At 65.9% G+C, this 19,698-nt stretch carries 15 protein-coding genes; 8 read left to right on the forward strand and 7 right to left on the reverse strand.

The features are described 5' to 3' along the window. Positions 1-97: 97 nt before the first annotated feature. Entirely contained in the window at positions 98-2,971 is a 2,874-nt protein-coding gene (locus P6U31_RS11320; RefSeq protein ID WP_407188377.1) for an ATP-binding protein, read from the forward strand. Positions 2,972-2,988: 17 nt separating this feature from the next. Here the strand turns inward: P6U31_RS11320 and P6U31_RS11325 are convergent, their stop codons facing one another. The 5 genes from P6U31_RS11325 to P6U31_RS11345 form a co-directional block, all read right to left on the reverse strand. Continuing rightward, positions 2,989-3,945, reverse strand: coding sequence for an alpha/beta fold hydrolase (locus P6U31_RS11325; protein ID WP_407188378.1), 957 nt, complete (start codon positions 3,943-3,945; stop codon positions 2,989-2,991). A 15-nt stretch (positions 3,946-3,960) separates the two neighbouring features. Beyond that, entirely contained in the window at positions 3,961-4,566 is a 606-nt protein-coding gene (locus P6U31_RS11330; RefSeq protein ID WP_407188379.1) for a VOC family protein, read from the reverse strand. Between the two features lie 79 nt (positions 4,567-4,645). Continuing rightward, positions 4,646-5,347, reverse strand: a complete 702-nt coding sequence (locus tag P6U31_RS11335; protein WP_407188380.1) for a type 1 glutamine amidotransferase domain-containing protein — start codon at positions 5,345-5,347, stop codon at positions 4,646-4,648. A 185-nt stretch (positions 5,348-5,532) separates the two neighbouring features. Then, positions 5,533-6,240, reverse strand: coding sequence for a hypothetical protein (locus P6U31_RS11340; RefSeq protein WP_407188381.1), 708 nt, complete (start codon positions 6,238-6,240; stop codon positions 5,533-5,535). 118 nt (positions 6,241-6,358) lie between these two features. Continuing rightward, positions 6,359-9,202, reverse strand: coding sequence for an ATP-binding protein (locus P6U31_RS11345; RefSeq protein ID WP_407188383.1), 2,844 nt, complete (start codon positions 9,200-9,202; stop codon positions 6,359-6,361). A 328-nt stretch (positions 9,203-9,530) separates the two neighbouring features. Between P6U31_RS11345 and P6U31_RS11350 the strand changes: the two genes are divergently transcribed. The 7 genes from P6U31_RS11350 (at position 9,531) to msrA (ending at position 14,908) form a co-directional block, all read left to right on the forward strand. Further along, positions 9,531-10,199 (forward strand): sensor histidine kinase, encoded by a 669-nt coding sequence (locus tag P6U31_RS11350; protein WP_407188384.1) that lies wholly within the window; start codon positions 9,531-9,533, stop codon positions 10,197-10,199. 44 nt (positions 10,200-10,243) lie between these two features. Beyond that, complete coding sequence (locus P6U31_RS11355) at positions 10,244-10,933, forward strand: VOC family protein (RefSeq protein WP_407188385.1); 690 nt, start codon at positions 10,244-10,246, stop codon at positions 10,931-10,933. Between the two features lie 248 nt (positions 10,934-11,181). Next, complete coding sequence (locus P6U31_RS11360; protein WP_407188387.1) at positions 11,182-12,495, forward strand: epoxide hydrolase family protein; 1,314 nt, start codon at positions 11,182-11,184, stop codon at positions 12,493-12,495. 26 nt (positions 12,496-12,521) lie between these two features. Next, positions 12,522-13,370, forward strand: a complete 849-nt coding sequence (locus P6U31_RS11365; protein WP_407188389.1) for an enoyl-CoA hydratase/isomerase family protein — start codon at positions 12,522-12,524, stop codon at positions 13,368-13,370. A 107-nt stretch (positions 13,371-13,477) separates the two neighbouring features. Next, positions 13,478-13,900, forward strand: coding sequence for an OsmC family protein (locus P6U31_RS11370; protein WP_270161990.1), 423 nt, complete (start codon positions 13,478-13,480; stop codon positions 13,898-13,900). A gap of 82 nt (positions 13,901-13,982) precedes the next feature. After that, entirely contained in the window at positions 13,983-14,363 is a 381-nt protein-coding gene (locus P6U31_RS11375) for a cupin domain-containing protein (RefSeq protein WP_407188390.1), read from the forward strand. Positions 14,364-14,392: 29 nt separating this feature from the next. After that, entirely contained in the window at positions 14,393-14,908 is a 516-nt protein-coding gene (msrA, locus tag P6U31_RS11380; RefSeq protein WP_407188391.1) for a peptide-methionine (S)-S-oxide reductase MsrA, read from the forward strand. A gap of 6 nt (positions 14,909-14,914) precedes the next feature. Here msrA and P6U31_RS11385 read toward each other — a convergent pair whose 3' ends face one another. After that, the gene (locus P6U31_RS11385) at positions 14,915-17,755 is read right to left on the reverse strand and encodes an ATP-binding protein (RefSeq protein ID WP_407188392.1); all 2,841 of its coding nucleotides are present in this window, start codon (positions 17,753-17,755) and stop codon (positions 14,915-14,917) included. A 176-nt stretch (positions 17,756-17,931) separates the two neighbouring features. Next, positions 17,932-19,086, reverse strand: coding sequence for an MFS transporter (locus tag P6U31_RS11390; protein WP_407188393.1), 1,155 nt, complete (start codon positions 19,084-19,086; stop codon positions 17,932-17,934). Positions 19,087-19,698: the final 612 nt, after the last annotated feature.

Below are 19,698 nucleotides of genomic sequence, written 5' to 3' on the forward strand. Positions count from 1 at the left end.
CGGTGTGAGATCCCTGCCGCGCCTCACTGGACCTGGCATCGTCGCCTTGTATATTCGCCCCGCGTTTCGATGAAGCCTTCGTCAAGTTGAGCGGAATGTGACCGAGCTCTCGGCAGGACATGGCGCCCGCAGCGGCGCGGCTGGCACGATCCTTGATCTCGGCACCGTTTCGTTCGGGCCGTTTTTGCTGCGCTCGCGGCTGCTGGAGAAGGATGGCGTGCCGGTCAAGCTCGGCAGCCGCGCAATCGATATCCTGCGCCTGCTCGTCAGCCGTGCCGGCGAGGTGGTGCCGAAGAGCGAGCTTCTCAGCTACGCGTGGTCCGGCCTCGCCGTCGAAGAGATCAATCTGCGGGTCAATGTCGTGGAGCTGCGCAAGGCGCTCGGCGACGGCAAGGACGGTACCCGCTACATCACCAGCATTCCGGGCCGGGGCTATTGCTTTGTCGCGCCCGTGCGGCATGGCGACCGCGCGGAGGTGCCCGCGCCGGTCTCGGCAGTGCCTGACAGAGCAGCGCCGCCGGCCCTGCCGCATCGGCTGGACCGGATGATCGGGCGGGACGAGCTTGTGGCCGAGCTGGTGCGGCGGCTGCTCCGCGATCGTTTTGTCACGCTGCGTGGGCCGGGCGGCATCGGCAAAACCACGATTGCGACCGCCCTTGCGCACGAGATGTACGACACGTTCGATGGCAACGTGCATTTTCTCGAATTCGGGCCGTTGAAGGACGCCGCCCTGGTTTCGAGCACGGTCGCCGCCGCGCTCGGACTTGTCGTGCACCACAACGATCCCTCGGGCAGCATTCTCAATTTTCTGCGGGGACGGCGGCTGCTTCTCGTGCTCGACAGCTGCGAGCACGTCATCGATGAGGTCGCGCGCCTCGCCGAAGACATCTACCGCGAGGCGCCCGGCGTCGCCATCCTCGCAACCAGTCGCGAGTCGCTGCGGGTGGAAGGCGAGCAAATCCAAGATCTGGTGCCGCTGCCCGGTCCGCCCAAGGACGCCCGCCTCAGCGCCGAGGAGGTGCTGAGTTATCCCGCCGCGCGCCTGTTCGTGGATCGCGCGGTCGCGGCGGGCCATCGGGAGGAGATTACGGAGGAGGATGCGGAGGTCCTGGCCCGGATCTGCGGCAAGCTCGACGGCATTGCGCTCGCGATCGAGCTTGCCGCCGCGCGCGTCGGACTTTACGGACTGCGCGAGATGGCCGCGCTGCTCGACAGCCATCCGCAGCTCGAATGGCGCGGGCGGAGAACGGCGCCCCTGCGGCAGCAGACGCTCGGCGCCACGCTCGACTGGAGCTTTGGTCTGATCGGCGAGAGCGAGCGTGTCGTGTTTCAACGGCTCGCCGTCTTCGCAGGTTCCTTCACGCTGAAGGGCGCGATAGCGGTGGCCACGGACGACAAGATGCCGCAGGATCGCGTCGCCCACGCCCTGGAGCTGCTCGTGGCCAAGTCGCTGGTGTCCTCGCAGCCGGATGGCGCATCGCGGCGCTATCGCCTGCTGGATGTGACGCGTGCCTACGCCATGCAGAAGCTGATCGATGGCGGCGAGGCGAATGCGAGCGCGCGGCGTCATGCCCTGTTCGTGCAACGAACGCTCGAAGCCGGCATGAGCGAGGGCGGGGGCGGCCAGGCGTCGCGCCTGCAGGAGCGGGCGGGCTTGCTCGCCGACGCGCGTGCCGCGCTGGAATGGAGCTTCGCCAACGACGAGGGCGCCGATCTGCGCGTGCCGCTCGCCGGCAGCTGCGCAAGGCTGTTCGTCGAACTCAATCTGTTGAACGAGGCGCGCATCTGGTCCGATCGCGCTCTCGCAGTTCTCGACGGTGCCAGCCGGGGCGGCAGGTGGGAGCTGGAGCTCCAGTCGACGCTCGGTCACGCCTTCATGTTCACCGAGCGCAACAGCGCGCAGGCCGAGGCGGCGCTGAGGCGCGGGCTGGAGATTGCTGAGGCGCTGGGCGACCACGCCAACACGTTCCGGCTGCTGTCGCGGCTGAACATGTTCTACCGCCGGACCGGCGGTTACCGGCATCTGGTGCCGACGGCGCTTCACGCCGAGCGGATCGCCCGCCTGATCGGCGACACCGCAGGGATTGCCGGCAGCAAGGCGCTTCTCGGCGTGTCCTATCATCTCGCCGGGGACCAGGCCGAGGCGCAAGCCCATCTCGACGAGGGTGTGCGCGACGACGCGGCTCTGCGTGGAACAGAGCCAGGACATTTCGCCTATGCGCGTACGCCGCAGATCCCGCTCGCGCGCGTGTTGTGGCTGCGCGGATATCCCGACCGCGCGCTCGACTGCGTCCGTCCGCTCGTCGGCGCGTCAGCGCCGCGCGACGTGGTCATGCATTGTATCGCTCTCTGCTGGTCCGCCTCGGTGTTCGGATGGGTCGGCGACTGGTCTGCCGTCGAGACAATGACCGCCCGCCTGACAGCGCATGCGAACATGCACGGGCTCGTGCCTTACGAAGCGGTCGCGGCCGGCTTTCGGGCGCAGGCCATGATTGCGCGCGGCGAGGCGACGGGCGGTGTCGAGTTGTTACGGAGCGCGCTTCCACGTCTGCACGCCGACCGCTACGAGCTCTATGCATCGGCGTTCGCCGCGGATCTCGCCCAGGGGCTGGTCGCCCTGGGACGGCTGCCGGAAGCCGGCGAGGTCCTGCACGAGACCATAGCGCGGCTCAAGCAGGAAGGCGGCGCCTTCGACATGCCGGAGCTGCTCCGTGTGCGCGGCGAGCTCGAGGCCCATCGTGGTGCTCTCGAAGCGGCCGAGGCCAGTCTGGTCGCTTCGGCAGGGCTCGCCGAACGCCAGGGCGCATTGTCCTGGCGGCTGCGCACCGAAATGTCGCTGGTACGGCTTCGGAAGCGGCAGGGTCTGCCTGATCCGCTCGAACAGCTCGCCAGCACCTACGCCCGCTTCTCCGAAGGCTATGAGACCGCCGATCTCAGGGCGGCCCGGCTGATGCTGGATCAGTCGGCCTGATCGCTCGAAGCGGCGGGTCAGCCCTTGTGTGCATCCAGCCGCGCAAGAAAGTCGCGGACGAGCCGGGCGATCTCGTCGGTGGCTTCATCCAGCGCGAAGTGGCCGGCGTCGAGCAGGTGCACCTCGGCATCAGGCACGTCGGCCCGATAGGCCGTGGCGCCGGCAACCGTGAAGGACGGATCGTATTTGCCCCACACGACCAGCATCGCCGGCTGCGTCGTGCGCAGCCACTCCTGCCATTTGGGATAGGAGCCAACGTTGGTCCGGTAATCCAGGAATAGCGTGGTCTGGATCTCGGCCTGGCCGGGACGCGTCAAAAACGCGTATTCGTCCATCCAGCTGTCGGGATCGTAGCGTTCCGGATGCGGGCTGGTGCCGATATGCCGCAGCCGAGTGGCCTCCAGCGAGGTGAAGTTGGCCTTCAGCGCCTCGAGCTCGTTTGCCGGGTCGGCCCAATATTTGCGGCGCGCGTCCCAGAGCGGGCTCAAGCCCTGTTCATGCGACACCGCGTTCTGGATGATGATGCCGCGGACGCGCTCGGGGTGCGCCAGCGCCATGCGGAAGCCGACAGGGCCGCCATAGTCCTGCATGAACAGGACATACTTGCCGAGCCCGAGCTTCGTTGTGAGCTCGCCGATGACGCTCGCGATGTTGTCGAACGTGTAGCTGAATGCGGATGGCGGCGGCGCGCTGCTATTGCCGAAGCCGGGATAATCCGGTGCGATCACGTGATATTTGTCGGCGAGCAGCGGCAGCAGAGGCTCCCACATCCGTGACGAGGACGGAAAGCCGTGCAGCAGTAGCACGGCCGGCGCATCGGCAGGGCCGGCTTCACGGTAGAAAATCTTGAGCCCGCCGACATCGACGGTGTGATAGCTGATCGAGCGGCGGCTCGACCTCAACTCCTGCGCCGAGGCTGGCACGATTGCGCAGGCCAGCGCGGCCGAGAGCCCAAGGATGGCTGGGATGTTCATGTCGTCACTCCGATGTCACGCCGCAGCCCGGCCATCGCCTCCGCGCGCAGCCGCTTCCGCCCGCCGAACCACCTCGGTGAGTTCGGGTGTAAAGCTGTCGTCGCCCTCCTCGATATGTCCGGTCAGTCGCGCCGTGATTTCCTGGAACACCCAGCCGTTGCCGTCGGGATCGCTGAACGAGGCATAGGACGCGTAGCTCTTCCGCTGCGGATTGGGGCCGGCGGCGAGATGGGTCGCGCTGGCGTGGTGGAATATGCCGCCGGGATCGTGGAACGGCTCACTGACTGCGATGCCGCGCCGGCGCAGATCGTCACATGCGGCCTCGATGTCGGAAACGATCAGATGCAGCCCCTTCACCGAACCGGGCGCCGCCATGGTTACGTTGCTGCCAAAAATCACCGAACATCCAGAGCCCGGTGGCGTGAACTGGATCACCCGGTAATTGTCCTTGCCGGCGTAGTCGATGTCGAGCCTCCAACCGAGGTCGGCATAGAAGCGCTTGGCGCGCTCGACGTCCGAGACGGGAAGGACGACGACCTCGATCTTCATTTCGATCGAGCTTGCGCTGACCGATTCGCGCAGCGCCGATTTGGTGACATTCGAATGGGTAGGCAGATCCATGACTGTGTCCTCTCCAGAGAAGAATTCGCTGTCGGGAGACGCCGGCAACGACGCCTCCCGAGACGTCCGCGGCCAGAGCTTACGAAGCCTTCGCCATCGGCTTGCCCTTGACAGCCGCCAGCAGCGCCTGCGCGGCCGGACCTGAGGAGTGCGGATTCTGGCCCGTGATCAGCAGGCCATCGCTGACGACGTGGGGAACCCAATTGGCCTTTTTCGAGAAGGTGGCGCCGAGGCGCAGCATCTCGTCCTCGACCAGGAACGGCACCACCTTGGTGAGGCCGACTTCCTCCTCCTCGCCATTGGTGAAGCCGGTCACCTCCTTGCCCTGCACCAGCGGCTTGCCGTCAGGCGTCTTGACGTGGCGCAGCGCGGCCGGGGAGTGACAGACGATCGCGACATGCTTGCCGGCTGCAAAGAACGATTCGATCAGCTTGACGGAGTTCGGGTCTTCGGCGAGGTCCCACATCGGGCCATGGCCTCCAGGATAGAACAGCGTGTCGAACTCCTCCTGCCTGACGCTGTCGAGGCGAAGCGTCTTGTCGAGCTGCGCTTCCGCAGCCCTGTCCTTCTCGAAGCGCAACGTCAGGTCGGTGCGGAACTCGGGTTCGTTGCTCTTGGGGTCGAGCGGCGGACGGCCGCCCTTGGGTGACACCAGCGTGATCTCCGCGCCGGCGTCCTTGAAGACATAATAGGGGGCGGCAAGCTCTTCGAGCCAGAAGCCCGTCTTGCGTCCGGTGTTGCCGAGTTGATCGTGGGACGTGAGAACCATCAGTACTTTCATGATCGTCTCCCTTGAGTGCGTTCGTTGGATGACGCGTTCCGGTCTGGAGATGCGTCGGCTTGTCTCGTGCGAGCAGCTCGTTCGATGCTCGTGAACGCAACCTGCACCCAGGGTCGTCTGTTGGCTCGTTATGTATTGTTAGACGTTGAGAGCGGCGGGCCGGCGTCAGGCTCGCGTGTCTCGCGTCATTCGAAGACGGCGTCGAAGATCTCGACGTCCATGAGCACTGGCCTGGCGATCACGGTTCCATCTGGCCGCGATGTCTGAATGCGTCGAAGCGTCGGCACCACGATGCCGCCGAAGCTGTCATGGGCCCAGGAGGTGTGTGCGACCTTCATCCCGAAGAGATCGTGATCCGTGCGCCGCTGTAGGGCGCTCTCATCGAAATAGAAGGTCTGTTCCGGCGCGAGCGTGATGATGTGAGAGGGGAAGCGCGCCCGCATCCGCCGCCACGTTTCCTGACCCTCCTGCCATGGCGGCAGCTCTTCCACCGCGACATCCGGGTGGCCGAGCAGGAACGGGTTGGTCAGGTAGTTCCAGATTGCCACGCCGCAGAAGAAGACGAGATGCAGCTCGTCCGCGAGGGCAGGCGAGCCGACCTCGGCAAACGCGAGGCTCGGGTTGCGCCAGCTTCGCAGGACTTCACCATGCACGCTCTCGATGGTGACCATGTCCGGCTGAAAGGAGCCGGAATATTCACCGCCGGTGATGCCGGTGAAGCGAACCGACTGCGTCCGGGTCGAGCCCTCTGCCGTCACGTCCTTGAATTCCCCGGCATGTCCGGTGTTGGAAAATAGCGTTCCGCCTACGGAAAGGTGGAGCGTGAACCGGTTGAAGCTATTCCAGCGGGCCATTCCGCCGCTGGCATCGATCACATCATCAAGAAGCGCCATGTCCCGCCATATCCACCGTGCAGTGTCGCCACCATGGCGGGGCCTCTGCGGCTTGGCGTGTTAGAAGTTGTTAGGAGTTGCGAGCGGGCAGGATGGCGGTATCCCGTTGAAGATGCTCCTAATTCAGGGCGCCCAGCAACTCCCGGGCGGCGATCAGATCGCGGGTCTGGAAGCCTTCCTCGTACCGGGCGACGAGCGGGGTCAGCAGGGCGCGCGCATCGGCGGCCTTGGCCGCCCGTTGCCAGATGCGGCCGAGGCTGATCGCCCCGCGGAGCTCCCAGCCGACCGCGGATTGCCGCCGCGACAGATCGAGCGATCTGCGCAAGGCGCTCTCGGCCTCCGCGGCGTTGCCCAATCTCGCGAGGATATCGCCCTTGATCCTGAGCATCTCCGGCATGTCGAAGGATTCGCCATGATCGGGGATCTGGGCAATGGCCTCATTGATGGTCTGCAGGGCCTGGTCGGGCTGATCTTGGGCGGCGAGACCTTCCGCAAGCGCCGTCGCGAACACCGTCGTCATGATCCGGTGCCGCGTTGCATAGAGCGTGGCCTGGCTACGGCGAAGGTGCGCGATGCCTCCGGCAACGTCGCCGCGTCGCAGCAGCAGCTCGCCCTTCTGGCCAATGCCGACCGCATGATAAGGGCCGAGGAAGTGGCGCGCGGAATGATCGATCAGCCGCTCGATCAGGATTTCGGCATTGGCCCAGTCGCCGACCCAGAGGAACACATAAATCGTCCAGATCAGGGAGATGCCGAGGGTAAGCGGCTGTTCGAGCAGCTCGGCCTCGCGCACCGTGTATCGCGCCGCCTCGATCGCACGCTCGGGCCGGCCTATGAGCCACAGTCCGCGCGCCAGCGCCACAAGCGCCACGATGCGGTCGTCGTAGCCGAGATGCCCGATATTCAGCCGCTGCGAGCCGGGATTATGCACCATCGCGCTGGCGCAGAACTGCACGGCCTTGTCCTGGTTGCCGATCAGATGATGCGCGACACCGAGCATCCATTCCACGTTGAGCGTGGCGGCCGGGTCGTTCAGCTTCCGTGCGACGCTCTCACCCTGTTCACCGGTGCCGAGCGCGCCGTGAAAATCTCCGACCCTGGTCAGGTAGATGTGCAAACCGCGCAGCAGCCAGAGTTGCCAGTGCAGGTCATCGAGCTGCCGGGCAAGCTCGAGACTGCGCGTGAATGCCGCCCGCACCGCCTCGGTGTTGCCCTGCGTGAACATCACGGAGACGCCGAGCGCGGCTTGCAAGGCCATCTCCTGGCGGCTGTCCACGGCGCTCGTTTCGCGTGACGCCAGCGCCTGCTGGGTCCAGCGCAAGCATTCGGTCAGCAATGTCAGCTCGAGGAAGAATTGCGCGGCCGAAGCCGCCAGATCCACGGCGATCGTGCGGTCGCCGCCGCCCGAAAAGCTCCAGGTCAGCGCAGCCCGGACGTTGGGCAGATGGTCGGAATAGGGAAGAAAGCCGCCTGCGCTCTGCATGCCGGTCGATTTGACCGCGATATCGTGCAGGAAATCGCGAAAATATTCGGCGTGGGCGCGCGCGACGCGGGCCGTCTCACCGTGCTCGGCGAGCTTGTCCGCGACGAACGCCCGGGTGGTGTCGAGCAGGCGATAGCGCAGCCGCCGCTCCGCGGGCGAGGTCGCGATCAGCGATTTGGACAGCAGGTTCGAAATCGCTTCCACCGCTTCGGGCTCGCTGATGCCCTGGCAGGCCGCCACGGCAAGCGCGGCCTCCAGCGTGAACGGGCCGACGAAGACCGACAATCCGCGCAACGTCGCGCTCTCGGCCGGCGGCAGCAAATCGTAGCTCCAGGCCAGCGCCGCGCTCAGGGTCTGGTGGCGCGGAATAGCGGTGCGCCGTCCCCGCCACAGCAGCGAGAAGCGGCTATCCAGCAGCGAGGCGGTCCCGGCGATGCCGTAGGCATTGACGCGGCCGGCCGCGAGCTCGATCGCAAGCGCGATGCCGTCCAGCCGCCGGCAGATCTCGGCGACGAGCGGCGCATCCTCATCGCTGAGCTCGAATTCGCTCAGGCTCTCGGCGATGCGTTCCACGAAGAGCTGGCTTGCGGGATATGCAAGGATGTCGGCGATGCCGAGCCCGTCACGCTGCGGCGGGCAATCCAGCGGAAACAGCCGATGGACGCGCTCGCCCTCGGTGCGAAGGGATTCGCGGCTGGTGGCCAGAATATGCAGCTCCGGCGCGTCCTGGATGATGCGCTCGGCCAGAGGAGCGAGCCCGTCGAGGATATGCTCGCAACTGTCGAGCACCAGCAGCATCCGCCTGGAGCGCAGGAAGGTCAGCAAGCCTGGCACGGGGTCGTCGGAATCGACGGTGAGACCCAACGCGGCCGCGATCGTCCCGGGAACGAGCCCGATATCCGTCAGCGCGCCGAAATCGACGAAACGCACCTGGCCCTCGAACGCCGCGAGTTTGCCATGCGCGATGGCAAGCGCGACCGACGTCTTGCCGATTCCGCCCGGGCCGACGATGGTGACGAAGCGATGCTGCGCAAGCTCGGCGGAAATCTTCTCGACCGCGTCATCCCGCCCGATCATCTTCGCGAGCGGCGCGGGCAGCGAGCGGGCGGAGGCGGGGGACTTGCCGGTCCGGCTCTCCGATGGTGCAGGCCGGAGCAGAGGGGCGGCAAAGCAATAGCCGCGTCCGGGCACGTTGACGACGTAGCGAGAGCCCTCGCCGGAATCGTCCAAGGCCTTGCGCAAGGTCGTGATGTGGAAACGCAGGCTGCCTTCGTCGACATTGAGGTCGGCCCAGACGCGCTTGATCAGCTCGCGCTTGTCGACGACCTCGCCGGCCCGCTCGGCGAGAAAAATCAGGATGTCGAGCGCGCGGCCGCCGAGATGAAGCGGGGCGCCGTCCTTCTCGAGCAGTCGCGACTTCACGAACAGCCGAAACGGCCCGAAGGCTATGACCGAATCCTGGTCGTTCGTATCTGGCACAGGCCAGGCATTCCAATGAGAGGGCTGAAATCTGCACGTTGATCTATCAGATCGACACGCTTAGTAAACTGGCCGAAAGTGGCGAAATCGCGTGGCGCTCGCCCGCGCGCAATCGATTATCCGCTGCAAATTTTGCTTAAAGACGAGCGGCTTACCACGCGACTGTGACAATTTGTCAGCGTGCTTGACCATCGACGCAGGGCTGTCCGTCCCGCGCCTGCGGACACCGCCGATCATAACAGAATCTTGCAACGTCTAACGAGCAAAGCGCGCCCGACGCATCCAGTATGGCTGTCGAGTTAGATCCCATTTCAACGGGGAGGCCATGATGTCCGGTATCGGCGCTCGCGCGAATGACCATGTCGTTCGACCTCAATTCGTCGCCAGTCTCGATGATCAGTCGCGTGATTGGGAGCTCGTGCTGCGGGAATCCCACCATCGCATGAAGAACACCCTGACGCTGCTCGGTGCGTCCGTCCGCCGCGACTTCACGCGGACGGGGAGCCATGATGTGTCGCTGGCGGCGGATCGGCTCGAGCGGCGCATCGTCGCCTTCGGCAGGCTCTACCAGCTTCTGTCTGATAACGATGACCCCTCATTGGTGTCCGTAGCGCCCTTCTTCGAAAATCTGTGCGGCGCGCTCTCCGAAGCCGTGCTGGAGCCGGCGGGCATCCGCTGCGAGGCTGCGATCGAAGGAGGCACATTGCCGGCCGCGCAGTGCCATCGGCTCGCGCTGATCCTGACCGAGCTGGTCACGAATGCGGCAAAGCACGCCTTTCCGAACAAATCTGGCGCGCTGATCCGCATCGACATGGCCGACCGCGACGACGCGTGGCTCTGCACCGTGGCTGACAACGGCATCGGCGCCACCGGTCCGCTACAGGGCACCGGCAGCCGCATCCTCGAAGGGCTCGCCCGCAGCATCCAGGCAAAGCTGCATGGCGAGGCGGGGCAGGGCGGCACGCGCGTGACCATCGCGGTGCCGGCGGTTGTCTGAAGAATTGTACGTGCCTGCAATCCGCATTTCATCAGGAGCTCGACATGGCCACCATCGAAATCGAACGCGAAGCCGCGACCATGCCCACCAAGTCTCGCGGCGTTGATCTGAAGCTCGAAGTCGTCGTGATCCCGGTGTCCGATGTCGACCGCGCCAAGGCGTTCTACGCGCGCCTCGGCTGGCGGCTGGACGCCGATTTCAGCTCGGGCAACGACTGGCGTGTGATCCAGTTCACGCCGCCCGGCTCGGCCTGCTCGGTGATCTTCGGCAAGAACGTGACGGCCGCGGTGCCCGGCTCGGCGCGCGGCCTGTACCTGATCGTCTCCGATCTCGAGGCGGCACGACAGGATCTGCTGGACCGCGGCGTCGAGATCAGCGCGCCATTCCACGGAGGCGGCGACGTTCATGCCGGGTCGGACGAGCCGTATCTGTTCGGCAGTGTTCGGGTCGACGGTCCCGACCCGAAGCGCGGCAGTTACAGTTCATTCGCATCGTTCAGCGATCCCGACGGCAATGGCTGGCTGTTCCAGGAGGTCACCGCACGATTGCCCGGCCGCATCGCGGGCGGCAGCACGACGTTCGCTTCGACGACCGACCTTGCCGCGGCCCTGCGCCGTGCCGCGGTGGCGCATGGCGAGCACGAGAAGAGGATCGGCGGACACGACGAGAACTGGGCCGACTGGTACGCCGACTACATCGTGCACGAGCAGGCCGGCCAGACGCTGCCGTCCTAAAATCTGCTGCATTCATCTTGACGGCGCGCGATGATGTCTTCGTCGCGCGCTGTTGGCGTTGTGTCGCGCGGTGTTGCAACACGCATCCATCATTCGCCTCGACCCGCGCGGACTTGCAAGGGCTAACGCACTCTAACAACCCATAACGAGCAAATCGAAAGTGCCTGCGCCAATCTCCCTGCACGACGAGCCGACGTCTCGACGTCGAATCCGGTGAGCATCACCGGTCAAAGCAAGGGAGATCCGAAATGACTACGCAAGCACGCGCCGACATCCTCAATCCCGACCGCCGTCAACTGCTGGGCCAGGCCGCGATGACCGCGGTCGCCGCCGGCGTCTCGAGCCTGCTGCCGCTGCATTCCGCAAAAGCGGCCGTGAGCGGCGCGATCCGCCCGTTCCGCGTCAACGTGCCTGAAGAGGATCTGCTCGATCTCCGCCGCCGTCTCGCCGCGACGCGTTGGCCGGACCGCGAGATCGTCACTGACCAGTCACAGGGCGTGCAGCTCGCGACGGTGCAGCAGCTCGTGCGGTACTGGCAGAGCGACTATGACTGGCGCAAGCTGGAGGCGCGGCTGAATGCGCTGCCGCAATTCGTCACCGAGATCGACGGCGTCGATATCCATTTCATTCACGTCCGCTCGCGTCACGAGAATGCGCTGCCGATGATCGTCACGCACGGCTGGCCGGGCTCGATCGTCGAGCAGATGAAGATCGTGGGACCGCTGACCGATCCGACCGCGCACGGCGCCAAGGCCACGGACGCGTTCGATCTCGTGATCCCTTCGCTGCCCGGATACGGCTTCTCGGGCAAGCCGACCGCACTCGGCTGGGACCCCCAGCGCATCGCGCGCGCCTGGATCGTGCTGATGGAGCGGCTCGGCTACAGCCGGTACGTCGCGCAAGGCGGCGATTGGGGCAATGCCGTGACGGAGCAGATGGCGCTGATCGCGCCGGCGGGGCTGCTCGGCATTCACACCAACATGCCCGCGACAGTCCCCGACGACATCGCCAAGGCGCTGCAGCCCGGCGGAACGCGGCCGTCAAATCTCTCGGCCGAGGAGCGCATCGCCTACGACCAGCTCGAGGATTTCTACAAGCGCGGCCTCGGCTATGCCATCGAGATGTCGAACCGGCCGCAGACGCTTCTTGGCCTCGTGGATTCGCCGGCGGGGCTGGCGTCCTGGATGCTCGATCATGACACACGCAGCGCGGCGATGATCGCCCGCGTGTTCGACGGCAAGGCCGAAGGGCTCTCGCGTGACGATGTGATCGACAACATCACGCTGTACTGGCTCACCAACACCGCGGTGTCGTCGGCACGGCTCTATTGGGAGAACAAGCTGGTCTTCTTCGAACCCAAGCACGTCAAGATCCCGGTCGCCGTCAGCGTCTTTCCGGACGAGATCTATGCCGCGCCGCGCAGCTGGGCGGAGAAGGCCTATCCGAAGCTGATGCACTACAACCGCCTCGAGAAGGGCGGCCACTTCGCGGCCTGGGAGCAGCCCGCGCTGTTCACAGCGGAAATGCGCACCGCATTCCGTCCGCTGCGCCAGTCGATCTGACATCGAGCACATCAGGAGCAAGGACCATGAACCGCCCCGAACGCACCTTCAAAACCGACGAGATCCGCCTGGAGCGCCGCCTGCCGGCCTATTGGCGGGTCACTTTCGACATGCCGCCGGTGAACATCTTCGGACCGAGGCATCTTCCGCTGCTCAGCGACATCGTCACCGCGATCGAGACCGATCCGGAGGTGAAGGTGGTGGTGTTCGACAGCGCCGTCGAAGGCTTCTTCATCACGCATTACGACTTCCTCGCGCCGCCGGAGGATTCGCTCGCCATTCCACCTGGACCGACCGGCCTGCAGTCGCTGCCTGACACGCTGGTGCGCCTCAGCCGCGCGCCGGTCGTCTCCATCGCCTCCATTCGTGGTCGCGCCACCGGCGTCGGCAGCGAGCTCGCGCTCGCCAGCGACATGCGCTTTGCCAGCCGCGAGAAGGCGATCCTGTCGCAATGGGAGGTCGGCGCGGGCCTCGTGCCCGGCGGCGGGCCGATGGCGCGCTTGCCGCGTCTGATGGGCCGCGGCCGCGCGCTGGAAGTGCTGCTCGGCGCCGACGACATTCACGGCGATCTCGCCGAGCGCTATGGCTATGTCAACCGGTCGATGCTGGATGCCGAGCTCGACGGCTTCGTCGAAGCGCTGGCGATGCGGATCGCCTCGTTCGACAAGCAGGCGATCGCCGAGACCAAGCGCCTGGTCGACGTTGCAAGCCTGCCGCCGGATGTCGAGATCAAGCCGGAGTGGGACGCGTTCCTGGCTGCGCTCGGTCGTCCCGCGAGCCAGACCCGCCTCAAGGCGCTGATGGCGCGCGGCTTCCATCGCGCCGGCGACGTCGAGAACCGGCTCGGCTTTCACGTCGGTCAGATCGGCAGCTGACGGAACCGCAGCAGCGCTCGACCGGTTTTGAAGGAGCAGGGCGCCACGCCGATGTCGCCTTTTTCCGGTACGAGCGGTGATGCTCAAAACAAACCAGGAGAACCATGATGATCCGCAAGGCAACAGCAGTCTGGAAGGGCACCGGTCGTGATGGCACAGGCCATCTCTCGAGCGAATCCGGCGTGCTCGCGCAGACGCCCTATTCGTTCAAGACCCGCTTCGAGAACGAGAAGGGCACCAATCCCGAGGAGTTGATCGCCGCCGCGCATGCGGGCTGCTTTACCATGGCGCTGGCCTTCGGCCTTCAGATGGCCGGTTTCACGCCGGATGAGCTGTCGACCGAGGCGGCCGTCACGCTCGAGCCCGAAGGCAAGGGTTTCAAGATCAGCAAATCTGCACTCACCTTGCGCGCCAAGGTGCCGAACCTCGACGATGCCGGCTTTGCGAAGATCGCCGGCGAGGCCGAGAAGAATTGCCCGGTGTCGAAGGTGCTCAACGCCGCGATCACGCTCGACGCCAAGCTGGGCTGACCGAACGGAAGGAGTGGTGGCCATGCCTCGCCGACATCAGCCGGATGAAGACAGGTTCCGCGCGATTCTGCCGGAGGACATCATGTGGCAGCCATTCCCCGCCTTCCCCCAGGGCGCGCGGCTGGCCGTGATGGTCGGTCATCCCAGTGAACCCGGACCCTACGTCGTCCGGGTCAGGGTGCCCGGCGGCACCAAGCTGATGCCGCACAAGCATCCCGAGGACCGCATCTATACGGTGATGTCGGGTGTGTTCTACATCGGGCTCGGCGAGCGCTTTGACGGCGACGAGGTCAAAGCCTATCCGCCGGGCAGCGTGATCGTGCTGCCCGGCGAGACCTGGCATTTTCACTGGGCGAAATCAGGCGAATATGTCACGCAGGTCTCCGCCATCGGACCGCTCGGCCTCGAATATCACGACGACCATGACGATCCGCGCTTGCATCCCGCTGCGGACGAGCGCTGAATATCTCGACCAAATCAATGGAGCACCATATGACGACAGAGCGCGCAGTTTTGGCGGGGGGCTGCTTCTGGGGCATGCAGGATCTGATCCGCAAGCAGCCGGGCGTGATCTCCACCCGCGTCGGCTACACCGGCGGGCATGTCAAGAATGCCACCTATCGCAATCACGAGGGTCATGCCGAAGCGATCGAGATCATCTTCAATCCCGCCAAGACCAGCTTCCGGACGATGCTGGAGTTCTTCTTCCAGATTCATGATCCCACCACGCTCAACCGCCAGGGCAATGATATCGGCACGAGCTATCGCTCCGCGATCTTCTACACCAGCGACGAGCAGAAGAGGATCGCCGAGGACACCATCGCCGATGTCGAGGCATCCGGCCTGTGGCCGGGCAAGGTGGTGACCGAGGTCGCTCCCGCCGGCGAGTTCTGGGAGGCCGAGCCCGAGCATCAGGACTATCTCGAACGTTATCCGGACGGCTACACCTGCCACTTCATCCGGCCCGGCTGGAAGCTGCCGCGCCGCGCGGCGGCCGTGGGAGGCTAGAGCGCGTCAGCGCGACTGAGCGATCAGCTCGCGCGCGGTGCGCATGTCGGCGATCTCGGCGCCTTCGGCGAACGATCCGGTCACATTCTCGAGGACCGCCAGAGCGTCCGCGCTCTGGCCGGCGCCGATCAAGAGCCGCGCGAGACTGGTCGCGCAGCGCAGCTGCCAGAAGCGGGCGCCCTGCCGGGCGGCAATGTCGATCGCCTCGCGGAAGCGCGCCTCGGCATTCCCCGAATGCCGCGCGGTTCTCTGCATCAATTCTCCCTGGATGCGGATCAGCTCCGGCAGATACCAGAGTTCCTGCCGGTCATTGCAGCGGGTCAGGACGTCCTCGATCACGTCGAGGCCGCGGTCGATTTGGTCGGCCGCCAGGAAACATGCGGCGAGCTCGCCGAGCAGAGGAAGAAAGCGCGGCAGGAAGCGCGCGTCGCCGGCGCGATTGAGCTCTTCGCGCAGCAGCGAAAGGCCGGTCGCGATGTCGCCGCGCCTGGCCATGACCGCGGCGTTGAAGGCCCGTGCCCACAGGCCCCATGGCCGGATCGCGTGGCGCTCGGTGTGCTCGAGCAGCTCGGCGCCGTGGCGCTCGGCGGCATCGAAATCGCCGGACCAGAACGCGATCGGACAGGCGGCCTGACCCAGCACGCTGCAGAAGGTCAGCGCGTGCCCGTTGGCACGGCCTTCCTCGATGTTCTTGGCGGCGAGCGCCCGGGCCTGATCAGCGAAGCCCTGCAGCCACAGGATGCGGGCCCGGAAATATTGCGTCGATATCCTGAGATCGAGCGGGAAGATTTTTGGCTTCTCCACCAGCACATGCAGCGAGGCGTTCACCCTGTCGATGCGCTGCCGCGCCTCGTTCTGGTCGCCCAGATAATGCAGCGCGACCGCCATCAGCCGGTCGCCCAACATGAGATCGGTGCTGTCGGATGAATTCACCGCGGCGTTCGCAAAGCGGTCCGCGAGCGCGCGGGCCCTGCCGAACTGACCGTTGTTGAACTGATCGATGCTCAAGCCCCAGAGCGCGCGCAGCCGGAAGTCCTTGTCGTCGAGACGCTCGGCCAGCTCCAGGGTCGTCTCGAGAATCGGGCGCGCCTCGCGCGCGCGCCCCTCGCCATACATCAGCGACCAGCCGAGTGCCGACAGCAGCTGCATGCGGATGCGGTCATTGCCGCCGTCATCGCCGAGCGCCGCCAGTGCCGTTCTGCAGCGCTCGCGGCATTCGGCGAACAGTGAAAGGCGCACCCACAGGGGCACCGCGGTCGCCGTCAGCGCGATGCCGAGCTGCGCATCGCCGTCGGGCGCGAAAGCCCAGTCCAGCGCCACGCGCACATTGTCCAGCTCCCCGCCATAGGTGCTCAGCCATTCGGGCAGCGGCATCGACGTGTCGGCCCCCGCGTGCTCGAAGAAATCGCGAAAATGCTCGGCATGGCGCCGCGCGAACCGCCTGTTTTCGCCGAGCTCGCTCAGCTTGCCGAGCGCATAGGTGCGCGTGGTGTCGAGCAGGCGATAGCGCAGCGTCCGCGAGCCGGACGGCGAGATCAGCGATTTGGTGACCAGGCTGTCGATCGCCTCCAACGTCTCGGAGGGGCTGAGGCCGTCGCCGGAGGCAACGGCGGCTGCGGCCTCCGGCGCGAACGGCCCGGCGAACACCGACAGTCGCCGCAAGGTGGCGCTTTCCGCGGGAGGCAGCAGGTCGTAGCTCCAGTCGAGCGCGGCGGCGAGCGTCTGGTGCCGCGGAACGGCGGTGCGCCGCCCCCGCCATTGCAGCGAAAAGCGGCTGTCAAGCAGGGAGGCGGTGCCGGCGATGCCATACGCGTTGACACGGCCGGCCGCGAGCTCGATGGCGAGCGCGATGCCGTCGAGGCGCCGGCAGATGCTGGCGACGAGGGGCGCCTCCTCGGCGCTGAGCTGGAACGGTCCGGAGCTCTGCGCGATGCGCTCGACGAAGAGCTGGGCCGCGGGGTAGGCGAGAACCTCGGCGACGTCGAGGTCCTCGCGCTCGGGCGGGCAATCCAGCGGAAACAGCCGGAAGATCCGCTCGCCCTCGCTTCTGAACGACTCCCGGCTGGTTGCGAGAACACGAAGGAGCGGAGCCTCGCGAACCATGCGCTCCGCCAGCGGGGCCAGCATGTCCAGCACATGCTCGCAACTGTCGAAGATCAGCAGGGTTGGCCCGGCCTTCAGAAATGTCAGGATGGCCGGCGTCGGATCCTCCGAGCTGACGGTCAGTCCGAGGACGGAAGCGATGGTCGTCGTGACATGGCCGGCGTCGCGCAGCGGGCCGAAATCGACGAAGAAGACGCGGCCGCCGAAATCCGCCGAGCGGCGATGCCCGACCGCGACCGCGACGGCGGTCTTGCCGATGCCGCCCGGGCCGACCACGGTCATGAAGCGATAGAGCGTCAGGCCGTTCGAGATCTTCTCGATGATGTCCTCGCGTCCGACCATCTTCGCAAGCTGCGCGGGCAGGGAGCGGGGAGGGACGATGTCGGCGGAGATCGATGCGGCCTGCGGCGCCGCCTGAGCGAACGGGGCGACGAAGCAATAGCCGCGGCCCGGCACATTGAGGACATAGCGGCCCGACTTGCCGGTATCGCCGAGTACCTTGCGCAATGCTGCGACGTGAAAGCGCAGGCTGCCCTCGTCGACATTCACGTCGGCCCAGATGCGCTTGACCAGCTCTCTCTTGTCAACGACTTCCCCCGGGCGCTCGGCCAGCAGGATGAGAATATCGAGTGCGCGGCCGCCGACATGAAGCGGCTCCCCCTCTTTCTCCAGGAGACGGGATTTTGGAAACAGCCGAAATGGCCCGAATGAAACGACCGAGTCCTGGTTAGTCTGAGCTGGCACGTGCCATTGCACCCGCGACGGGAGTCAAAAGGTACTTTATTGTCAAAACGTACTTTATTGTGGTGTAACAGAACGAGGCGTCCAGTAAACTGGCCGAAAGGCGCATGGCAGGCAGACCTGCGCGGATGGCTTGGGTCGGTTTCGGACCGTTTGAATAATGCTTGAGACGGAATGGCTTAGCCCGCAGGGGGGCGAGCCGCGTGCTTTGTGACGAGGCGCGCCGACAGCGTGACGAGACCCATCAGCGCGGCCAGCAGCCAGAACGCCATGGGCAATCCGCCAAGACGGGCGACGAGGCCGACGCCGGCAGGACCGATCAGAACTCCTGCATAGCCCGCAGTCGTGATCGCTGCGACCGCAAGCCCCGTCGGCATCACTGTTTGCCGCGCCGCCCGGCGGAAGAGCACCGGCACGAGGTTCGACGCGCCGAGCCCGATCAGCAGAAATCCGGCGATGGCGACCGCCGCAACCGGTGCCGTGAGCAAAACCACGAAGCCCGCGATCGCAATCAGGCTGCCCCACAGCAATGTCGCGTAGTCCCCGATGCGCGCAACCACGGCGTCGCCGCCGAGCCGTCCCACCGTCATCGCGATCGAGAACACGATGTAGCCGGCCCCGCCTTGCGCTTCGCTGACGAGCCCCGCGCCGATCACGAGCAGCGCGCCCCAATCGAGCATCGCGCCCTCGACCAGGAAGGTGATGGCGCCGAGCAGCGCGAGCAGCAGCACCGAACCATGCGGCAGCACGAACAGCGGTCCCTCCTGCACCTGCACGGAGCGGAGCAGGCGCGGCCAGGCCACGACCATCGCGATCAGCATCAGGACGGAGCAGACCAGCGTGCAGGCGAGCGGGCCGAATTGCAGCGAGAGCAAGGCCGTCATCAGCGCCGATCCGACAAAGCCCCCGATGCTGAATAGGGCGTGGAAGCCCGACATCAGCGGGCGTGCCGCGGCGCGCTCCACCTCCACCGCGTGGATGTTCATGGCGACGTCGATCGAGCCGAGCGCGGCGCCGAATGCGAAAAGGGCCAGCGCCAGCGTTGCGGGCGAGCTTGCGACGGCGAGCAGGGGCAGCACCAGCGCGAGACCGAACCCGCCTGCAATGATGATCGGCCTGCTGCCGTAGCGCGCGCTTACGATCCCGGTCAGCAGCATTGCGATGACCGAGCCGATGCCGAGGCTGAGCAGCAGCAGTCCGAGCACACCTTCGTCGACGCCGAGCCGGGTTTTCGCGAACGGCACCAGCGGCGCCCAGCACGCGATGCCGAAGCCCGCGACGAGGAACGCAAGCCGCGTCGCAAGGCGTGTCGAGGGCCGGTCGGGGGAAGACATGGGAACTCCGGGGGAGCAGAGGCGGGGACGAACGACAAGCCCGACGATTGTCGCGACTTTATGTCTGAGGCGTGGATACGATGTCGCGGATGCACGCGTTCGTAGCCCGAGCGGGGCAGCGATACCTGGTGGCAAGGTCCCGGCTGTCGCTCCGTTCGTCCGGCCCGTTTCCCCACCTGCCGAACCTTGCCTGTTTCGCCCTCTGTCAATCCGTGTCGCCGAAAATATTCCACTTTGCCGAAATTCGGAAAGGGCGTATGTGTCGCCCATCCCGGTTCACCAAGAGGGGCGATCATGCGGTCGTCATTGTCGCGAGCCGGGCTTGCGGTGGACGCGGCAGCGTCGGCACGAGATGGGGCGGGCAGGGCGGGTAGTCCCTGTGAGTCCGAAACCCGCGTGCAGACGAACGGCGCTGCTAGGCTTCGTCTCGCTCGTAAGTTTCTGGCTTCGTCGACAGGGCCGGGAAAACTGCGGCGACATGGCGGGCCGTGCGTACGGCAAAACCGTGTGGTCCTGGCCGTCGTTGCTACGGTCAAGCCGGATCGAAGATGTGCGCGAGCCCAACCGGGCAGACGGCATCATCCAATTCGAACGGCGAGGGAGGCCAGAACG

Origin of the sequence: Bradyrhizobium centrosematis (assembly GCF_045571495.1) — a bacterium.
In the GTDB taxonomy this organism is placed as follows: Bacteria; Pseudomonadota; Alphaproteobacteria; order Rhizobiales; family Xanthobacteraceae; genus Bradyrhizobium; species Bradyrhizobium centrosematis.

Excerpts from the sequence above, each read along its gene's own strand:
- P6U31_RS11325 (WP_407188378.1), bottom strand. The coding sequence starts at position 3,945 with ATGAACATCCCAGCCATCCTTGGGCTCTCGGCCGCGCTGGCCTGCGCA.
- P6U31_RS11330 (WP_407188379.1), bottom strand. The coding sequence starts at position 4,566 with ATGGATCTGCCTACCCATTCGAATGTCACCAAATCGGCGCTGCGCGAA.
- P6U31_RS11335 (WP_407188380.1), bottom strand. The coding sequence starts at position 5,347 with ATGAAAGTACTGATGGTTCTCACGTCCCACGATCAACTCGGCAACACC.
- P6U31_RS11340 (WP_407188381.1), bottom strand. The coding sequence starts at position 6,240 with ATGGCGCTTCTTGATGATGTGATCGATGCCAGCGGCGGAATGGCCCGC.
- P6U31_RS11350 (WP_407188384.1), top strand. The coding sequence starts at position 9,531 with ATGTCCGGTATCGGCGCTCGCGCGAATGACCATGTCGTTCGACCTCAA.
- P6U31_RS11355 (WP_407188385.1), top strand. The coding sequence starts at position 10,244 with ATGGCCACCATCGAAATCGAACGCGAAGCCGCGACCATGCCCACCAAG.
- P6U31_RS11360 (WP_407188387.1), top strand. The coding sequence starts at position 11,182 with ATGACTACGCAAGCACGCGCCGACATCCTCAATCCCGACCGCCGTCAA.
- P6U31_RS11365 (WP_407188389.1), top strand. The coding sequence starts at position 12,522 with ATGAACCGCCCCGAACGCACCTTCAAAACCGACGAGATCCGCCTGGAG.
- P6U31_RS11370 (WP_270161990.1), top strand. The coding sequence starts at position 13,478 with ATGATCCGCAAGGCAACAGCAGTCTGGAAGGGCACCGGTCGTGATGGC.
- P6U31_RS11375 (WP_407188390.1), top strand. The coding sequence starts at position 13,983 with ATGTGGCAGCCATTCCCCGCCTTCCCCCAGGGCGCGCGGCTGGCCGTG.
- msrA (WP_407188391.1), top strand. The coding sequence starts at position 14,393 with ATGACGACAGAGCGCGCAGTTTTGGCGGGGGGCTGCTTCTGGGGCATG.
- P6U31_RS11390 (WP_407188393.1), bottom strand. The coding sequence starts at position 19,086 with ATGTCTTCCCCCGACCGGCCCTCGACACGCCTTGCGACGCGGCTTGCG.